Source organism: Bacteroides bouchesdurhonensis, assembly GCF_900155865.1.
Classification (GTDB): domain Bacteria; phylum Bacteroidota; class Bacteroidia; order Bacteroidales; family Bacteroidaceae; genus Bacteroides; species Bacteroides bouchesdurhonensis.
In genome coordinates, this window is sequence record NZ_LT707006.1 from 3,829,728 (window position 1) to 3,845,445 (window position 15,718).

16 protein-coding genes are annotated in these 15,718 nt (G+C 45.9%); 6 read left to right on the forward strand and 10 right to left on the reverse strand.

The features are described from left to right. Positions 1-93 precede the first annotated feature (93 nt). The 6 genes from CZ225_RS16525 to CZ225_RS16550 are packed head-to-tail and all read right to left on the reverse strand — an operon-like array spanning position 94 to position 5,725. Positions 94-834, reverse strand: a complete 741-nt coding sequence (locus CZ225_RS16525) for a hypothetical protein (RefSeq protein ID WP_071122447.1) — start codon at positions 832-834, stop codon at positions 94-96. A 4-nt stretch (positions 835-838) separates the two neighbouring features. Next, the gene (locus CZ225_RS16530) at positions 839-2,023 is read right to left on the reverse strand and encodes a DUF3991 and TOPRIM domain-containing protein (protein WP_071122448.1); all 1,185 of its coding nucleotides are present in this window, start codon (positions 2,021-2,023) and stop codon (positions 839-841) included. Between the two features lie 30 nt (positions 2,024-2,053). Continuing rightward, entirely contained in the window at positions 2,054-3,379 is a 1,326-nt protein-coding gene (locus tag CZ225_RS16535; protein WP_071122449.1) for an ArdC family protein, read from the reverse strand. Further along, the gene (locus CZ225_RS16540; protein WP_005938397.1) at positions 3,363-3,593 is read right to left on the reverse strand and encodes a hypothetical protein; all 231 of its coding nucleotides are present in this window, start codon (positions 3,591-3,593) and stop codon (positions 3,363-3,365) included. The genes CZ225_RS16535 and CZ225_RS16540 overlap by 17 nt, the downstream gene beginning before the upstream one ends. Before the next feature lie 53 nt (positions 3,594-3,646). Then, on the reverse strand, positions 3,647-4,936 hold the full coding sequence (locus CZ225_RS16545; protein ID WP_071122450.1) for a MutS N-terminal domain-containing protein: 1,290 nt from the start codon (positions 4,934-4,936) through the stop codon (positions 3,647-3,649). A 12-nt stretch (positions 4,937-4,948) separates the two neighbouring features. Continuing rightward, a complete protein-coding gene (locus CZ225_RS16550; protein ID WP_071122451.1) occupies positions 4,949-5,725 on the reverse strand; it encodes a DUF4099 domain-containing protein in 777 nt (258 codons plus the stop codon). A 90-nt stretch (positions 5,726-5,815) separates the two neighbouring features. Here CZ225_RS16550 and CZ225_RS16555 point away from each other — a divergent pair, with 90 nt between their 5' ends. From CZ225_RS16555 to tnpC, 6 genes are all read left to right on the forward strand, one after another. Then, positions 5,816-6,454 (forward strand): glucosaminidase domain-containing protein, encoded by a 639-nt coding sequence (locus CZ225_RS16555; RefSeq protein WP_071122452.1) that lies wholly within the window; start codon positions 5,816-5,818, stop codon positions 6,452-6,454. Positions 6,455-6,575: 121 nt separating this feature from the next. Continuing rightward, positions 6,576-7,442: a hypothetical protein gene (locus tag CZ225_RS16560; protein ID WP_071122453.1), complete on the forward strand. Its 867-nt coding sequence runs from the start codon at positions 6,576-6,578 to the stop codon at positions 7,440-7,442. 118 nt (positions 7,443-7,560) lie between these two features. Further along, positions 7,561-7,872, forward strand: a complete 312-nt coding sequence (locus CZ225_RS16565; RefSeq protein WP_077154749.1) for a hypothetical protein — start codon at positions 7,561-7,563, stop codon at positions 7,870-7,872. Positions 7,873-7,939: 67 nt separating this feature from the next. Next, a complete protein-coding gene (tnpA, locus tag CZ225_RS16570) occupies positions 7,940-8,374 on the forward strand; it encodes an IS66 family insertion sequence element accessory protein TnpA (protein WP_077153015.1) in 435 nt (144 codons plus the stop codon). A gap of 4 nt (positions 8,375-8,378) precedes the next feature. Then, positions 8,379-8,720 (forward strand): IS66 family insertion sequence element accessory protein TnpB, encoded by a 342-nt coding sequence (gene tnpB, locus CZ225_RS16575; RefSeq protein WP_234982990.1) that lies wholly within the window; start codon positions 8,379-8,381, stop codon positions 8,718-8,720. A gap of 88 nt (positions 8,721-8,808) precedes the next feature. Then, positions 8,809-10,404 (forward strand): IS66 family transposase, encoded by a 1,596-nt coding sequence (gene tnpC, locus CZ225_RS16580; RefSeq protein WP_077153017.1) that lies wholly within the window; start codon positions 8,809-8,811, stop codon positions 10,402-10,404. A gap of 1,065 nt (positions 10,405-11,469) precedes the next feature. On the opposite strand, the gene CZ225_RS16590 is transcribed toward tnpC, so the two are convergent. From CZ225_RS16590 to CZ225_RS16605, 4 genes are all read right to left on the reverse strand, one after another. Beyond that, positions 11,470-12,852: a leucine-rich repeat domain-containing protein gene (locus tag CZ225_RS16590; protein ID WP_077154750.1), complete on the reverse strand. Its 1,383-nt coding sequence runs from the start codon at positions 12,850-12,852 to the stop codon at positions 11,470-11,472. Between the two features lie 3 nt (positions 12,853-12,855). Then, positions 12,856-13,767, reverse strand: coding sequence for a fimbrillin family protein (locus tag CZ225_RS16595; protein WP_071122457.1), 912 nt, complete (start codon positions 13,765-13,767; stop codon positions 12,856-12,858). Between the two features lie 83 nt (positions 13,768-13,850). After that, positions 13,851-14,792, reverse strand: a complete 942-nt coding sequence (locus tag CZ225_RS16600; RefSeq protein ID WP_077154751.1) for a fimbrillin family protein — start codon at positions 14,790-14,792, stop codon at positions 13,851-13,853. Between the two features lie 22 nt (positions 14,793-14,814). Next, entirely contained in the window at positions 14,815-15,708 is an 894-nt protein-coding gene (locus CZ225_RS16605) for a fimbrillin family protein (RefSeq protein ID WP_083714659.1), read from the reverse strand. Between the last annotated feature and the right edge of the window lie 10 nt (positions 15,709-15,718).

The window sequence follows — 15,718 nt, forward strand, 5'->3', positions numbered from 1 at the left end:
TATGATTCTGTTACTTGTTGCTTTGATTACTTTCTTATTTCCTTACTTGATTACTTTGTGATTAGTAAGTTTGTTTACTTGTTTACCTATTTACTATTTCAGGCTATAGCCCTGGTTCCAGTCGGAGATGATACCGCCGATGATGTTCTTGCCGGACATCACGTTGGCCCATCCTTCGGGATCGAGCGAGAACCAGAGGTCATTCCATGAGAGCGTGCGTACCTGCCAGGCCAGGATAAACAGGTTGGTGTTGATGGCTTCCAGCCGGCTTACCACCTCGTTGGCGATGTAGTAGCGTTCCGAAGCGTTCAGCAGGTTCACCTTGTACTTCTCGTTCTTTCCGTCATCTCCTGTCACGTCATACTTGCCCGAAGTCACCAGCTGTTTCATGAAGGGAAAGAGTGCCGTCATCTGTGTGGCAGCATCCGTCAGTTCATCCGATACCATGGCCGCAATAACGGTTCCCTTCAGATTGCCGCCCACTGATTTGAGGAGCAGGCTGCAGTTCTGCGGGATTTCCTTGGCCACCAGTTCCCCGGCACGCTTAATCTGGTAAAGGTTCTGCATGGCACCCTGCGCATTCGAGAGGTAGTCCAGCATCTTGTCTTCCACATGGTGAATCCGCTCCAGCGAAGCGGTAACAGCCACTTCCGCCGCAATGATTTTCTCCTGCGTCTTTTTGCGGTCCTTGTGGATCTTCTTCAAGGCTGCGGTCTGACCCAGTACGGCAGAAGTCAGCGCCGGGTCAGTCTGTTGGGCAAAGAGCGGAGTTTTACCTATCAATAAGCCAACAGCAGCGATTAACAAGGAGCGTTTCCATCGTCTTGCATTCATACGTTTATAATTTAGGGCCTGCATTTCTGCGTTCGGCCAGGTTATTGATTTGGTCCTGTTTAGTCGGATGCAGCCGCACCTCCATCGGTTTGTTGAGCAGACAGTCGTTCCAGTCCTTGAAAGCCTTGGGAGGAAGCCATTGTCCCATATCGTATCTGACCGACAGGTGTTCCTTGACCTGCACCTGAAAGGGACGCTCCGGATCAAGCCGGAAGGAACGTCCGTTCGCTTCCACTTCCAGACTGTCACGGGTTCGGTTGATTTTCATGGGGATGTTCTCTACCAGCGCCATCATGCGCAAGCCGTAGATACGACCGGGCAGGTCATTGTCGAAACAGTCAAACGGGCGGGCTTCGGGAAAGCGGTTCAGCACCTGCCGGATTTGTCCGTCAGAGAACGTGCCGCCCAGTGATACCAGGGCAATTTCATTGGTCAGCTGCTTCCGGTTCCATTGGTAAAACGCCAAGGCATCGAAAGCCGACTCACAGAAGAAGACACTCTTCACCACATTCGGATAGCCACCTGACAAGTCAGCCACCCATGCGGAAGAGGAAGAATCACTTCCGGCCGCCTTGGATTTGTAACCGCCGTACCCCCGCAGTTCGTAGCCCCGGACCTGATTGTTCTCTCCGTTGATATAAGGGAAGCCGATATTGTAGCCGTCAAAGTTCTCGTTCTTCCTGTCGCGGATGAGTCGGATGAACGGAGCAAAGGTGCGTACCGTTTCATCAGACAATCCCCTTTGTTGGAAGATGGCCGGAATCTTATCGGGATTTATCGGCTTCACCTCATACCTGGAGCTGTCGAAGGTGGCGTGATACCTGACTGACTGCACATACTCCCGGTCATCGCGGTATTCAGGCTCAGGCATATTGGCAAAGCGGGACAGCACCTTGGCTATCTTCTGCCATTCATCCTTGCCCGACACGTTGAAGGCATTCAGGTTCTCCCGGATGAGTGTGACCACATCCCCCTTGGAACCGTCACGGCGGAAGAACCGCTGGGAAGCCTTGTCCTGGGGATGGCAGATCACAAGCACATCCCGCTTTTCCTTGCCGTCCCCCAACACCAGCTCCATGTAGCGGCCCACACCGGCCCTTCGGTCCAGGCGGTACCCGAGCGCATAGGCTACATCGTCGATGCCTACCTTGGCTTTGAGGTCCTGGAAGTTTACCTTGTAATCAGTCATGGTTCATGGAATTGAAGGTTCTACATAAAATCAGATGCTTAACTTGGCACCCACGGCCTGCGTGCGTTTGAGATTGGCTATCTCCGGCTCGAAGGTCTTGTGCGCCGTCATGTTCAGGAAGGCTGCCTTGTCCTTGTAGTCCGTCAGTTGGAAGTAGGTCTTCGCCGTATCTTTCGATACCTTCTTCAACCCCAGTTCCACACCATCGTAGGAAGCACGGATGGCATAATCCCCATTGCGCGTCTTCACGATGGCCGCATTCTTGAACGGCACTTCTTCGCCTTCACCCAACGGGGCAAACGGGTCGTTCTTCGTCAGGTAGGGCTGCTCGTTCAGTGCCAGCCGCTGCTTGTCCACCTGGTCCAGAATGAGGTCCGAAGCCTTGTTCACGTCCGCCATGACGGAAACGATGAACTTCGGTTCCTGCTTCAGCACCCCAATCCAGGAATCCAGATAGGCTGCAGAGTTGTCCGTTATCTTGGAATCGAAGCCCATGGAGTGGCTGATCATGGCGGCGGTCAGTTCGGCTACCAGTTCCTCCTTGGCGTATTTCGGGTCTCCAAAGCGTCCGCCCATCTCGCGGTTGAGCCGTTCAGGTGTCATGGTGGAGTGTGACATCTCATGCAGCATGGTGGAATAGAACTCCATGCCGCCCCTGTAGACTTCCTCGGGGGTATCGCCGATGTTGAACTGCTCCTTCATGGGTAGCACCACGATGTCCTGGGCCGGTGAATAGAAGGCTCCGTCCACCCGTTTGTCTGCCTGTATGGGACAGAGCCAGCCTTGCGTCTCAATCATCCGGTCGAGGGCGGCATGGACATACATGCCTTCCTTATCCCGAAGCTCGGGCACCTTGAACTTCTCCATGAGTTTCTGCACCCGTTCGGGCTGTACCTCTGCCAGATTGGTCTGGTCGATGTTGTACACGGGGAAAGCCTTGAAGAAGGGAATGACGTCCATGCCTTTCTTCTCCTCCTTGCTCATGGTCTTATACTCATCCGAACTGACCTTATGGCCGTTCTTGTCCTTGACCAGCACGTCCCAATAGACCACAGGAAAGGCTTTCTCGCCTTTCAGTACATGGGCTTTCAGGTTGTGCGCCTGCTTGAAGGTGAGGTACACCGGCAGCCGGTAGCCTTGGGCAGCGGTCTGCAGCTGGAGGAAGAAGGAATTGGAACCCGAATAGTTGCGGCCACCCACGTTCTGCGGGAGACCTGCAAATCCGGATGCGCCCCCAATCCAGCCTTTCTTCCAGTCGGAGGCCTTCATCTGCTCCATACGGGCAATCATCATTTCGGCAAAGCGGTCGATGGCTACCTGCCCGGCATTGCCGGATGTGTTAGTTCCATACGCCATAGCTTTCGTCATCCATTACCTGACGGTCCATCTGGTCGATGTCCGTCTGTTCAACATAAAACTCTGCGGATTCATCCGAAGGATCTGTGCCGTGGGTCTGGCACCACTCCAGATAATCCTCTGCACTGTCCCCGTCCATCACAAAGCGGAGGAAACCGATTTTACCTGCCTGAAGGAGTTCCACCAACTCCTCGTGTGTCTTTTTAGCTGTCATATCTTTTCGTCTTTTATTGTTTCTTGAATATTCGTTTGTTCCTTTTGATTGCGTTACATTTTCATGGAAGCCGACTTCTCCAGCTTGTTGGTCACAGCTGAAAGCATCCCGGAAATTTCCGTATTGAGGTACTTGGCCGCAATCTGTTCCCGGGTGGCAGTCTTTGCCTTGAAAAGCGAGTAGCCGTCATCAAAGGAGAGTTCATGCTTGCTGGTCTTGCCCTTGTCGCCCAGGTCCATCGACACCTTCCATTTGTTGTCGGAGTGGTCCTTGGCCACACGGACTCCTTTGGGGTCCACTCCTTCGGGAAGCTGGTACTTCTCGTAGGCTGACTGCAGGTGCAGTCGTTCCCCGAAGTTCTTCTCCACAAGTTGTGTAGGACTGACCACCCGGTCGAAGTAGGCATTCAAGTCCTCACGGGAAGCCACTGCCGACATCTTGGTGTCGCCCATCTGCACATAGAACTTATACTTGCCGTAGTCCGGTCGCTGTTCGTCCTTTTCCTTATAGACATTGAACTTGTCGATGGTGATGGCTCCATCCGGACCGGACAACTGCTTCGGCATTTGGAACGCTTCTTCCGATACCTTCGGCATCAGCTTGGTGGGATAATAGCGTTCCATCAGCTGGGGCACCGTCATTTCCTTCTTCTGGTAAGCGGCCAAATCCGCTGCGTCCATCTTCTGCGGTTTCAGCTGTACGCCGTCCATCTTGGCGGTGAAGTACCAGTCTGCCGGATTGGTAGTGCTCTGGAAGGCATGGCCATGGCTGACTTTCTCGCCGTTGGCGGTAATCATCTGCGGTTCACGTGGCTTGCGTTCCTGCTTGGCTTCCGCTTTCTGCTCGGTTGCTTGTTCACTCTTCATTTCCTTGGCAGGTTTCTCCTCTGCAGCCGTCTTGACTGTCTTGGTAGGCTCTTCCTGCACAGCCTGTTCTTTCTTCTTTTTCGCCATAGTTTCCTGATTGAGGTTGTTTTCTTTTTTCACTTTATCCTGGCTTTTCAAATCTTCCCCGGTCTTTTCCCTGGGCTTCTTCATCAGTTTCGGCTGGTCTATCGCCTCGCAAATGGCGACCCGCTGACCGGAGCGAATCAGCTTGGGCAGATGCTTGTCCAGTTCATGACGGGGAAAAGTCAGGAGTTTGATGGGGTCATTCTCCAGCGGCAGAATCTTGTCTGATACCTTCAGCGCCAGTATCACCGATGCCTTGAGTGCATCTTCCTTATACATTTCGTAGAAGTTCCCGTTACGGAAGAGGAGCAGCGCATCGGGATGCTTCTTCTTCATGTCGTTGAACATCCGTACCAGACCTACATCCTGTTCGGCATTTTTCTTCTTGACCATAAGGGTAATGATTTAGAGTTTGAGTCCTTGGGAATGTTTTTCCTTCTGATTACCGAATTTCAAAGCTCTTTCCTGTGACTGCTTGTCTACCACTTTTTGGTATTCCCAGCGGTTCTTGTCCGTCATCACCAGTCCCAGGTACTCGGGATGCTGTTCGTCGTAGCGAAGTTTCTGCTGTCGCTCCCACTCCTTCAAGTCCCCTTGGATGAGCTTGAAACCCTGAGGCTCTTTCAGATCGACACCGACCGACACTTTCTCACCACCCACATTCAGCTCAATGGGTTTTCCCTCGCGTACCTGCTGCTTTTGCTGCATGCCCAGTTCGATGTCGTTGACCTTCTCCATGTCCTTGAGCTTCTGTTCCAACTGAACATCCGTGACACGGCGATGGAAGATTGATTTGGTTTCGGGGTCGAGTTGCAGATACTGCTGGGTCTTTTCACCGTTGACTTCCACGGCTTTCTGGATGACTTCACCTTTACCCAACCGCTCCGCTTCTTGGTCGGACAATCGCAACACTTGGTTGCGTTCCTTTTCCAGTACGGCACGGACAGGATAAGCCATAAGCGCCGGATTACCTTGCTGGTCGGTGGTCAGCTGAAGTTTGAGGGGAAGCGTGATGATGTCTCCGTTACGGGCACTGATGGACACCTGCATGAGCGGGGTGACCTCTCCGGATGCCAGCTTCTCCTTCACTTCCTGAGGGAGACTGTCGGCCTTTTCCCGGTCAATGCCCAATGCCGCCAACTTCTCGTAGGGCAGCCTTTCAGAATGATTGATGTTGTGCATTTTCGTATTGTTTAAGTAAAACGATATATTTGCGGTCGGAACCGCCTTGAACACCCGCAAAAGTATTGGCAACCCTATCATTGAAAAGAAATGCACAACATCATTCTGACCGCCGTGCTGTTGATTCTTGGTTCCGCTTCAGCATCGGCACAGTTCTATACAATTACAAAAGAGACGGAAATCCTACCTGAAAAGCAACAAAAAGTGGTTCCTGATACCCTACAGAGGAGTTTGGGCGCTTATGAGTCTTGCAAAAAGGCAGAAAAGGACTCCCTTGCCCCAGAGGTGCCTGTAAAACTGCTTTCGGAGCTATATGCCCGAAAAGTTTACGCAAGGGTGTCCCACGAAAAAGCGTCTGATAAGGGAACTGAAAAAACTGAGGTTTCTGAACGAAAAGAACTTCCTGCGCTCACTATTCCCAATCTCTACCAAGAAATCATTCGCAATGGCATCCGGCATCCAAAGATTGTATTGGCACAGGCCATACTAGAAACGAGCTGGTTCCGTTCACCGCTCTGCCGGAACCGGCACAACCTGTTCGGACTAACGAATCCCAAAACCGGGAAGTACTATGAGTTCAACCACTGGACGGAAAGTGTCAGGGCTTATTACACCAAGGTGCAGTACAAGTATAAAGGAGGAAACTACCTGCTGTGGCTACACAAGATTGGCTATGCGGAAGACCCAAGGTATGTGCGTGAAGTGATGAAAGTAGTAAGTCAATTATGAGCAATCCTGAACTGACTATGGAGAAGCGATAAAAATCGTAATACGGGCCGTTAAAAATGCAAATGGACGATGTAATCTCATGAATACTCTATACCTTTGAGTTCTAATATGTTTATGCGATATGGCATCAGAATTTATACAGTCAAAGGGGATTGAGATATACAATGCCTCTATTTATAAAAGTAGGCTGGAAGAAAGTTTACAGGCCGGAACCTGGGTCGTGGACAACTTTCTGTCTTCAATGGCTTGTGCAAATGAAGAGACTCAAAAAAAAATGATATGGGGGACATTGCTTCATCTTAGAAAGGTGGCTTTCAGCGATGATTACACTATCAGTTTTTTAGGAGCCAGCTATAACCACATCTTCTCCCATCCTCTCATCCGTTCACACCTGAACTATATGTTCAGACCGGCGGATGTCACAGACTTACTGGATTATGCCGCGAGGAACTTTCAGGAAGGTGACAGCCTGCAAAAGTCGTTTTGCTGCATTGTTCTGCAGCTGCTACTCTCGGAACATGTGGTTATTTCCGATTTGATTCAACCGGTGTGTAAGCAATTACAGGAACTACATGGATGTATCAGACAGAATCCAATTCCCCTATACAAGAATGCCTATGTACGTTATTCGTTTCTGCTATGTTGTTATCGGATTCAGCTATGTGACATGAGTCCGATGGAGAAAGAAGAGCTGTATGTCTTGTTGTACAAGGAATGGAGAATCATTACCCGGATTATTTCCATATTCTCCGGCATTGTGGTAGGTTGTGAGTTTACCAACTTTGCAAGCCTCACGACCAACATGAAAGGCCATATTGAGTTTGCCCATTTGTATTTGAAAGCTGCCCGGACAGACAAAGGGAAACGAAACAAGTATAGCGGTAAATCTGGAACAGATCACTTAGTGAAACTCCAGGAAGAAATGCAGAGACAGTCCGATAAAAAGAATTCGTCATTAGATGAACTATACAGAATTTTATTCAAATAAGAAAAGGTTCATTGTATCTGTACAATGGAAGTTATTTGTTTGATTTATTTAGAGAAAATATATGTTACAACGTTAATCAAACTTTGATTACTTTTGTAAAATACATCCAACTTATCCTATGGGTAAAAAGAGAAATAAGAAGAGAAACCTAAAGACTTGTTATGTAGAAGTCGAAAAAGACTTAGGAATGTGGCAGGACTATATGCAATATGGTCCGCAATACGACACGAACAATGATTGTCCGATAAATCCAGGTGAATCTGATATGGTGGAACAACTTTCTTTCAAGAAACTGTCTGTAGATACCAGAAAACAACTTCGCGCAACCATGGTTAATTGGGTTCTTGATTACTGGCAAACAGAAAGACTCATCCCAGAGGGTGCTATCATTAAAGAATTTAGAAACGCAGCTATAAAGGTAAGCGTCTGAACAAATCCATCTTTTTCTAAGCCTTTAGGCTTCCTACTTTTGTATCCTAATAAATCAGTTCATAATTATGATACAAAAGAAGAAGTACATGACGCGTGAGGAATTTATCAGGATTCTTCGCCGTCAGAAGGCCAGCAATTTGAGTATAACAGATTTTTGTCACAATGAGGGTTTCCATCGCTCCAAGTTTTACGAATGGAAGTTGCGTTTCAAAATCACAGATGAAGAGCTTGCCTGTTCCCCCATGGAGGATATGGTAGGTTTCAGTCCCATTATCATAGAGGACCGACAGGCTTTACCGGCTTCCCATTCCGCCCCTATGTCTCCTCCCGCTACGGAACCTTACCGGCCGATGAGACAACCGTGCAAGGTTGTAGATAACTCAGAGATCTCCCTTGAACTTCCCAACGGGATGAAATTGAAATTTAAAGGTCAGTCCGGTTGCAAGGCTGCCCTGAGTTTTATCTCTAAAATATACAATGCCAATGTTCTGCCTAAATGATAACATGCGCTACTTCCTGTGCGGCGGCTATACAGACATGCGCAAAAGGATTTTCAGTCTCAGCGGTCTTGTCCATGACAAGATGGGTGGTGATGTAAGAAGCGGCGATGTCTATCTGTTCGTGAATCGTGCGAAAAACCGTCTCAAATTGCTTCACGCGGAAACCGGCGGCTTGGTTCTGTATGAGAAGCTTCTTGAAGAGGGTACTTTTAAACTGCCTGATTATGATCCCGACACAAAATCCTATCCCATGACGTGGAGCGATCTGGTGATGATGGTCGAAGGAATAAGTGAGGACAAGAAAAAACGTCAGAGGCGTCTGCGGGATCTGAGAAAGAGGTGGTGATGCCTTAAAAGACACTGAAAATAAACCTTTTGCAAACTTGCCTATCCCGATTTTTTTCCTTATCTTTATATCACAAATAAATCAGGAAATGACAAGGGAAGACACATTAGTGCAAATGATACAGTCCTTGAAGGAGCAACTTTCTGTGATGGCGGCGACCAACCGCAAGCAGAATGAGACGATTGTCTCGCAAGCCCAAACAATCGAGGAACTCCGGAGTACGATAGTTGATCTGAACGCTTCACTGGCATGGCTGAAAAGGAAAGTGTTCGGAAAGATGAGTGAGAAATGTAAACCCATTAAGGGGGACCCCATGCTCCCTTTTGAATACGGCGATCTGGAACAGGTCGAGGCGGAAATCGAAGAAGCCCGCAACAGGGCGGCGGCGCAGATTACCGTCCCGAAAGTCCAGATCGCCGGAAAAACATCCCGCCGTAACCGGGTGGTGATGGATGACCTGCCTGTGGTTACCGTCGTCATCGAACCCGAAGGCCTTGATCCCGATAAATACGTCAAGATAGACGAGGAACACACCAGAACTCTTGAGATGAAGCCGGGATATCTCTATGTGAAAGACACGGTACGTCCCACGTATGCCCTCAAGGATGACACGGAAGCCATTGAGAACGGCAGGAAAACTGTTATAACCGCTCCCATGCCACTGATGCCCATATATAAAGGCATGCCCGGGGCTTCCATGCTCGCTGAGGTCCTCTTACAGAAATACGAATACCATGTCCCGTTCTACCGACAAGTGAAACAGCTGGAACATCTGGGGGTGAAGCTGTCACGAAAGACATTGGGAGGTTGGTTCAAACCCGTCTGCGAACTTCTGGAACCGCTTTATCTGGAACTCAAGAAGGTAGTACTCTCCTCCGATTATATACAGGTTGACGAGACCACGCTTCCGGTTATAGACCATGACAGGCACAAGGCGGCGAAGGAGTACATCTGGATGGTCCGAGCGGCTATGCCGCGCCTGCTCTTCTTCCATTATGACGACGGTTCACGTGCGCAGAAAGTGGCGGTCGAACTCCTGAAGCCGTTCAAGGGATACCTTCAATGTGACGGTTACTCCGCTTATGACATTTTTGAAGAGAAGGAGGATGTGCATCTGTGTGCTTGTCTCGCACACATACGCAGGCATCTGGAGTCAGGAAAGGAAGAAAACCGGGAATATGCCATGCAGGGACTTAAATTTATACAAGACCTGTATAATGTGGAGCATATGGCTGATGAGCGGCAACTCTCCTATGAGGAACGTGCGGCACTGCGGCAGCGTCTGGCCGGACCACTGCTTGACGCCTTTGAGCTCTGGCTTCAGAACACATACCCCAAAGTACTTAAACGCAGTCTTATGGGAAAGGCCATAGCCTATACTTATCCTCTCATGCCAAGAATGAGACACTATCTGTATGATGGAAGAATCTTTATTGACAACAACGGGGCGGAAAACGCACTGAGACCTATCGTTCTGACCAGAAAAAACATGCTGTTCTGTGGGAATCAGGAGGCGGCTAAAAATACAGCTGTCATCTGTTCGTTGCTCAGCTCCTGCAAGGAGTGTGGAGTCAATCCGCGCGAATGGTTGAACCATGTCATCACAAAACTGCCATATTACCTCGAACCCAAATCGAGCAGGAATCTCCGGGAGTTGCTTCCGGACAAGTGGACATTAGCATGAGACAAATCCATAGACAGTCCATGGAAAGTCCACGGAAAATCCATGGACAATCCACGACAATCTCACTTCTGAGATACGACAACCAAACATGAGCAGTAATAATCATATCTGACCACCATTAAGGTAGTGCGTAAACAAACTACACTAAAATCAAATACGCAAGATGGAGTTGTTCAACCGCTTACCTATAAAGGAAGTCTACTATATTTGCGGACAATATGTCAAGGACAGCAAAGAACTTAAATACATGTTGAACGAATGTATTGTTTCTACCATCAATAAAGAACTGAAAAAAGAGAAACAAATGATATTAAAGTTTTGATCTTATCAGTAAGAAGGCGTGTTCTTTCTGCTTTTCTTGTAATTTATTCAATCAAAAACGCATTACAAAGAGAATTCCTGATGTGAGATGGTTAATAAAAATTTTGTAGATGCTATCATGTAGTTAATAAAGATGCATACATCGCATAATGTTGCAGATTTATGATTTATTATACAGTCTCGCAGTTAAAAGTGAATTTTATTTTTCTTTTTGTTTACAACAACAAAAGAAAATCTTATATTTGCCATTGGAGCTATACCTCCCATTGTCGGCATCGGAATGATGTCTTCAACCGGATAACATATTCCGGACCAAATTCTCTCTTTTATAGCTCCGTCCGCACCTACCTTACTTCTTCAGCGGACACAATCCATTGGAAAGGCCGGTAACCTTTCCCATCATTAACCTTAATCACACAAGCGATGAAGCAACTAATGCTACTTCTATTCGGTGCAGGAGTTGTGACAGCGGGTGCACAGTCCCCCGGCGGTGTCAAAGGAACAGAGTTGTGGTTCCAGACATTGCCCGTGACGGCAGACCTTCAAGGCGCCTACCGCTGGATGGATCTCGCAGGGGATTCCGTAAAATTGCGTTTGTACGCCCACCTATCATCGTGGCATATAGACCCTTGTCGTTTCCCGATTAAGAAAAGAGCACACAATGCAAACCAGTATAGGTAATTTCTAATAAAAGCAACCAAATTCTACATAATAGAATGTGGACTAGTACTAAAAACTACGAACTTATTTTTTAAAGCTCACGGAATTGAATTTATATTCGAGAAACGATGTGCTGCCATACTCAACGCTCCCTTTATAATATTCTTTTGTCGGAGTCCAAAAATATTCATTTCCTTGCCTGTTTTTTGTCATAACTTTTTGGTTCTCTGACAAAACTAAATTTATACGTTCAGTGTTTACCCCAGGGTCAAGGATTCCGTCATAGTCATGAGATAGCCCTTTCACTTCAGTTAGCTCTCCAAAAGTAATTTTTTGTAAGTTTGTACATCCCCCAAAAGCATTCTCGTGTATTGAAGTTACATTTGGAGTATTTATTTCTTCCAAAAATACACAATAGGCTAAACCTTCTACTCCAATTCTTGTAATATCTGGTAAATAAATGGATTTTAAAGCATCTAACTTGCCGTCCCAATTACTCAATCCTGTTGTCGGAATCTCCTTGCATCCTATTAAAGAAAGGTTTATGCTACCTGCTGTTCCACCATATAAAGCATCTTTAATTATGGCAAATACATTCTCTCCTGCATCAGAAGCAAGTATGAGTTTAATATTCGTTTTTCCTGCATCCAATTGCTCCTTAATAGTTTTCCCAAGATCTTCAGCCTCCATGTTGTCTGCAAAGACAACATTTGCATCCAAAGCATAACTTTTGCCATCAATCGTACTTTCTCTAAATGTATAATTAAGTAAAGAATACTCTTTCAATTTTATACCAATAGAGGTTTGAACAGAAAAATGACCATACAAATAGACATTACCGTTATTGTCTGGAGTCAAGGTATAGGTGTTGTCTGTTAGGGCAACAGTATTGCCTGGACTAAAATTACTAACTGTAACAGTAATGTCCTCACTATAATTTGTCGCAATGCGCAATCGTGAATAGTTGCGTGTTGCCTTGGAAAATTCTACGGTTATAGCCTGACCATTAGGGGTGATATTGGCTTTTCCCTCGATATATTCATCCGTTCCAGCAACCTTACCTTCTTTCAAAGTTAATTTGCCTGATTCCCATTTGTAATTAGGGGCATAATATACATGAGGAAAGGTTGGCACTTCGTCTTCTTTATAAGACAGCTCTCCACTTGCCAATTCCCAGCTACTGCCATTATATTTAAAAGCAGCATACTTAGTCCCGAAAGTCTTACTTGTCATCGCCAGAAGCAACTCATCTCCTTCTGCCCATGAAGTCTTGCCCGGATCAGGTGTACCTATAGTACGAGTCTGTGAATCTCCGAATGCCGGAAATTCACCTACAACTAACTGTACGTTGCTCTTGCCTGTTGCTGCGGTTGTTTCTTCTATATCACTTGTGCATGACGCCATTACTATGGTAACGACTGCCAGCATGATGTATTGAAATATCTTGCACATAGTTATATCCTCCATTGTTTATTTGAGTTCTTCTTCATTTGTCCAACCAGTCATATTATCTATGCTGATTCTGGTCAGTTCCACTTTGTCTTTTCCTACATCGAGTTTGTAGATGTAGCGTTTACCCTCTTCAAACTCCGTTTGTGATTTTAGCTTTGACACAAAGTTTTTCTCACCTATTGAGAATTTTAAGAATTCCTTGTCTGTTCCCACCGTTCCAGGCACTATGATGGCAGAGAAAGTTTTCACTTCACCATCTTCTGTCTTACAGGCATCCACCAACTTAGCCTCTTGATAATTGGAAGTGTCCATTTTCCATTCATTTTTATCGTCTGGCAATTTAAAAGACGCCCCACTGCAAGGTGAGCAAATTTTTAGGCTACTTATGTCCAAATTAGGATAATCAGCAGTACCAACATGATACATGATTGTAACCAAAGACATACGATGCTTCATTGGAATCGTTACATAACCATAAGGAGAACCGTACCAATGACCATTTATTAAATCGGCAGACTTCAAATCTTTTGGTGAGCTTTGATTTGTTGGCAATTCATATACCAAATGAAATGGATCATAATCATCCGATGATGGATATACAGCTAATATAAAATGTTTGTCGACTTCATCTAACCAACGAAAACTTCCACTGCGAGACCATTCGTTTGTTGCACTATTAAAAGAAAGAATAGCCGTACTACCAGCAACGAAATCAGTAAATATCCCTACTTTCAGTTTATCTTTATTCTCCCAAAATTTACCGTCTCCCAATGTATTGACACGAGTCTGCATACCTCCAACCGAGAAAGTGGCATTGATTTCCTGCCCTTTCAGCGTAGGAGCCATATCTTCATTTTGCGTACATGCTGTAAAGCCCATAGCCATAAGGCTCATTACCGCATAGGAAATTCTTTGTTTTATCGTCTTCATAATCTTCAGTTTTTTATTGTTAGTGAGTTAGTGAGCGGCCAAGCTCACTAACCCTGTATTTCCTATTTGTACCTTCTTTACCATTACAAAGCTATATCTGCATCTAAATCACTTGAATCACCATTTTCCCAAGGAACTATATTAGCATTTTCTATAGTAATCCCAGTATTTTTAACAGTTATGTTGTATGTATATTTTTTGCCACCTTCAAATTGTCCATTGGTGGATGGTGTTATAGGGGTTGTGTATTTTACTTCGCTATCATTCAACAACAAGTAAATCTCTATATCCATTTTATTGCTTTCAAGGCTTTGCGGCAACATGATATAAGCAAAACTTTCTTCGCTTTCAAAAGGTACATCATTAAAAACACGAGTAAGAGTAGCTCTGTCACCAGCAGTTTCAACCGAACCTGTTCTTGTGTCAAATTTACCGCTTGTAAATATTCCTTTCATATTCAAGCTATTGAATTTATAATTGTTATATTTGACACCCTGCCCTGGCTTAATTTTGAATTCAACCAAACTCATACAATGCTTAAAGCGATGTTCTGCATCTGTAAAATTCACAGTTGGAGATGCTTTACTTGCAGTAGCCCCTGAGGCAAAAAGTACATCAGCCTTACAAGGTTGGTTTGCTTCTACCTCAGCTATATTCCAATTCATTTTACCATCAGTTAAGAATTTGTTATAAGGATAGTATGCACTAAATGTTGTCTCTTTGTTGTCCTTGAAATAGATGATGTTGTTATTGTCAGCAGCTTCAAAAGTACCATCCCCATTTGTTGTTACATACTTTTTATTGTCTCCTGTTGTATAGCCAGATGATGTGGCATATACGCCAATGGCATCGCCTGCTGTCCAGCTGTTGTTGTCTGCAGTTCCACGGGTTTTGATATTGTTGGAAATATCCGCCTTTACTGTGGCTGCAACAGGACCATTGTTGCCGATACCGTCTTCTTCGTTAGCGCAGGCTGCAAACAGCAATGCTGCGGCTGCGATGTATAAGATTTTAAACTTCTTCATAAACGTTATATTTTAAGTGTTGTTATTGTGCTATATGTTCATTATTGTCTCCTGCCTCTGTCCAAGGCTTAATGGTTCCAGAAATATCAACGGCAGAACGACTCAATTTTACTACTGTATAGTGGTATCTTTTTCCACCCTCAAGTTTTACAGGCATTGTCCATACGAAAGGAGCGTCGTAACCATTCTTGAGGTCAAACTCTATCACTCGGCTTGCTTCTTCTGTAGGGAGCAGGATTGCCTCATACAGCTTGCCAACTTCGGTAGTTTTCATCGTGATGTCCGCAGGAGTTTCTTCACCAGAGATAGTTCCATCCACAAGATTGAAAGTGGCTTTGGTATTCTGACCTTTCACTGTCACAGTCATTTTCTTAAGGTCTTCTTGCGTGAGACCGTTACCTGGTTGAACATCCAAAATAAGATTGCTTAACTTATGGAAGAACTTCAAGTCAACCTGTGGCGTAGCTTTGTTGCAGCCTTCTGTCTTGGCATACATGAAGTCGATAGTTTCTTGTTTCGTTTGGTCTGTTACATCAAGTGCTACCTTGTAGTCATTGACAGTGGTCTGTGGATAGTAAGAATAGAAGTCCACATTTCCATCTATCGGGAAGAAAATAGTCTTACCTCCAGAAACAGGTGAAAAGGCTATACTTCCATTTGACTGATAGCAAACATTGTCAACACCCTCTTTGATTACATCCGCAGAGAGTGTCTTGCCAGCTTCTGTCATGAAGATACCAATCTTGTCACCATCAGCCCAAGCTACACCAGCAGCACGGGTGTTTACGCTAATACCACCAGTAAACTGCACGGCTACCTTATCGTTCTGGGTAGAAGGTGCGGTGTCTTCTGTACTGCATGAAACCATTGCACCTGCCAAGAGTGCAAGGGCGAAAAACTTCGTCATCTTTTTCATTTTATCAATA

What these genes read in the sequence shown, in the direction of transcription:
- CZ225_RS16525 (WP_071122447.1), bottom strand. Translation starts at nt 834, where the DNA reads ATGAATGCAAGACGATGGAAACGCTCCTTGTTAATCGCTGCTGTTGGC.
- CZ225_RS16530 (WP_071122448.1), bottom strand. Translation starts at nt 2,023, where the DNA reads ATGACTGATTACAAGGTAAACTTCCAGGACCTCAAAGCCAAGGTAGGC.
- CZ225_RS16535 (WP_071122449.1), bottom strand. Translation starts at nt 3,379, where the DNA reads ATGGCGTATGGAACTAACACATCCGGCAATGCCGGGCAGGTAGCCATC.
- CZ225_RS16540 (WP_005938397.1), bottom strand. Translation starts at nt 3,593, where the DNA reads ATGACAGCTAAAAAGACACACGAGGAGTTGGTGGAACTCCTTCAGGCA.
- CZ225_RS16545 (WP_071122450.1), bottom strand. Translation starts at nt 4,936, where the DNA reads ATGGTCAAGAAGAAAAATGCCGAACAGGATGTAGGTCTGGTACGGATG.
- CZ225_RS16550 (WP_071122451.1), bottom strand. Translation starts at nt 5,725, where the DNA reads ATGCACAACATCAATCATTCTGAAAGGCTGCCCTACGAGAAGTTGGCG.
- CZ225_RS16555 (WP_071122452.1), top strand. Translation starts at nt 5,816, where the DNA reads ATGCACAACATCATTCTGACCGCCGTGCTGTTGATTCTTGGTTCCGCT.
- CZ225_RS16560 (WP_071122453.1), top strand. Translation starts at nt 6,576, where the DNA reads ATGGCATCAGAATTTATACAGTCAAAGGGGATTGAGATATACAATGCC.
- CZ225_RS16565 (WP_077154749.1), top strand. Translation starts at nt 7,561, where the DNA reads ATGGGTAAAAAGAGAAATAAGAAGAGAAACCTAAAGACTTGTTATGTA.
- tnpA (WP_077153015.1), top strand. Translation starts at nt 7,940, where the DNA reads ATGATACAAAAGAAGAAGTACATGACGCGTGAGGAATTTATCAGGATT.
- tnpB (WP_234982990.1), top strand. Translation starts at nt 8,379, where the DNA reads ATGCGCTACTTCCTGTGCGGCGGCTATACAGACATGCGCAAAAGGATT.
- tnpC (WP_077153017.1), top strand. Translation starts at nt 8,809, where the DNA reads ATGACAAGGGAAGACACATTAGTGCAAATGATACAGTCCTTGAAGGAG.
- CZ225_RS16590 (WP_077154750.1), bottom strand. Translation starts at nt 12,852, where the DNA reads ATGGAGGATATAACTATGTGCAAGATATTTCAATACATCATGCTGGCA.
- CZ225_RS16595 (WP_071122457.1), bottom strand. Translation starts at nt 13,767, where the DNA reads ATGAAGACGATAAAACAAAGAATTTCCTATGCGGTAATGAGCCTTATG.
- CZ225_RS16600 (WP_077154751.1), bottom strand. Translation starts at nt 14,792, where the DNA reads ATGAAGAAGTTTAAAATCTTATACATCGCAGCCGCAGCATTGCTGTTT.
- CZ225_RS16605 (WP_083714659.1), bottom strand. Translation starts at nt 15,708, where the DNA reads ATGAAAAAGATGACGAAGTTTTTCGCCCTTGCACTCTTGGCAGGTGCA.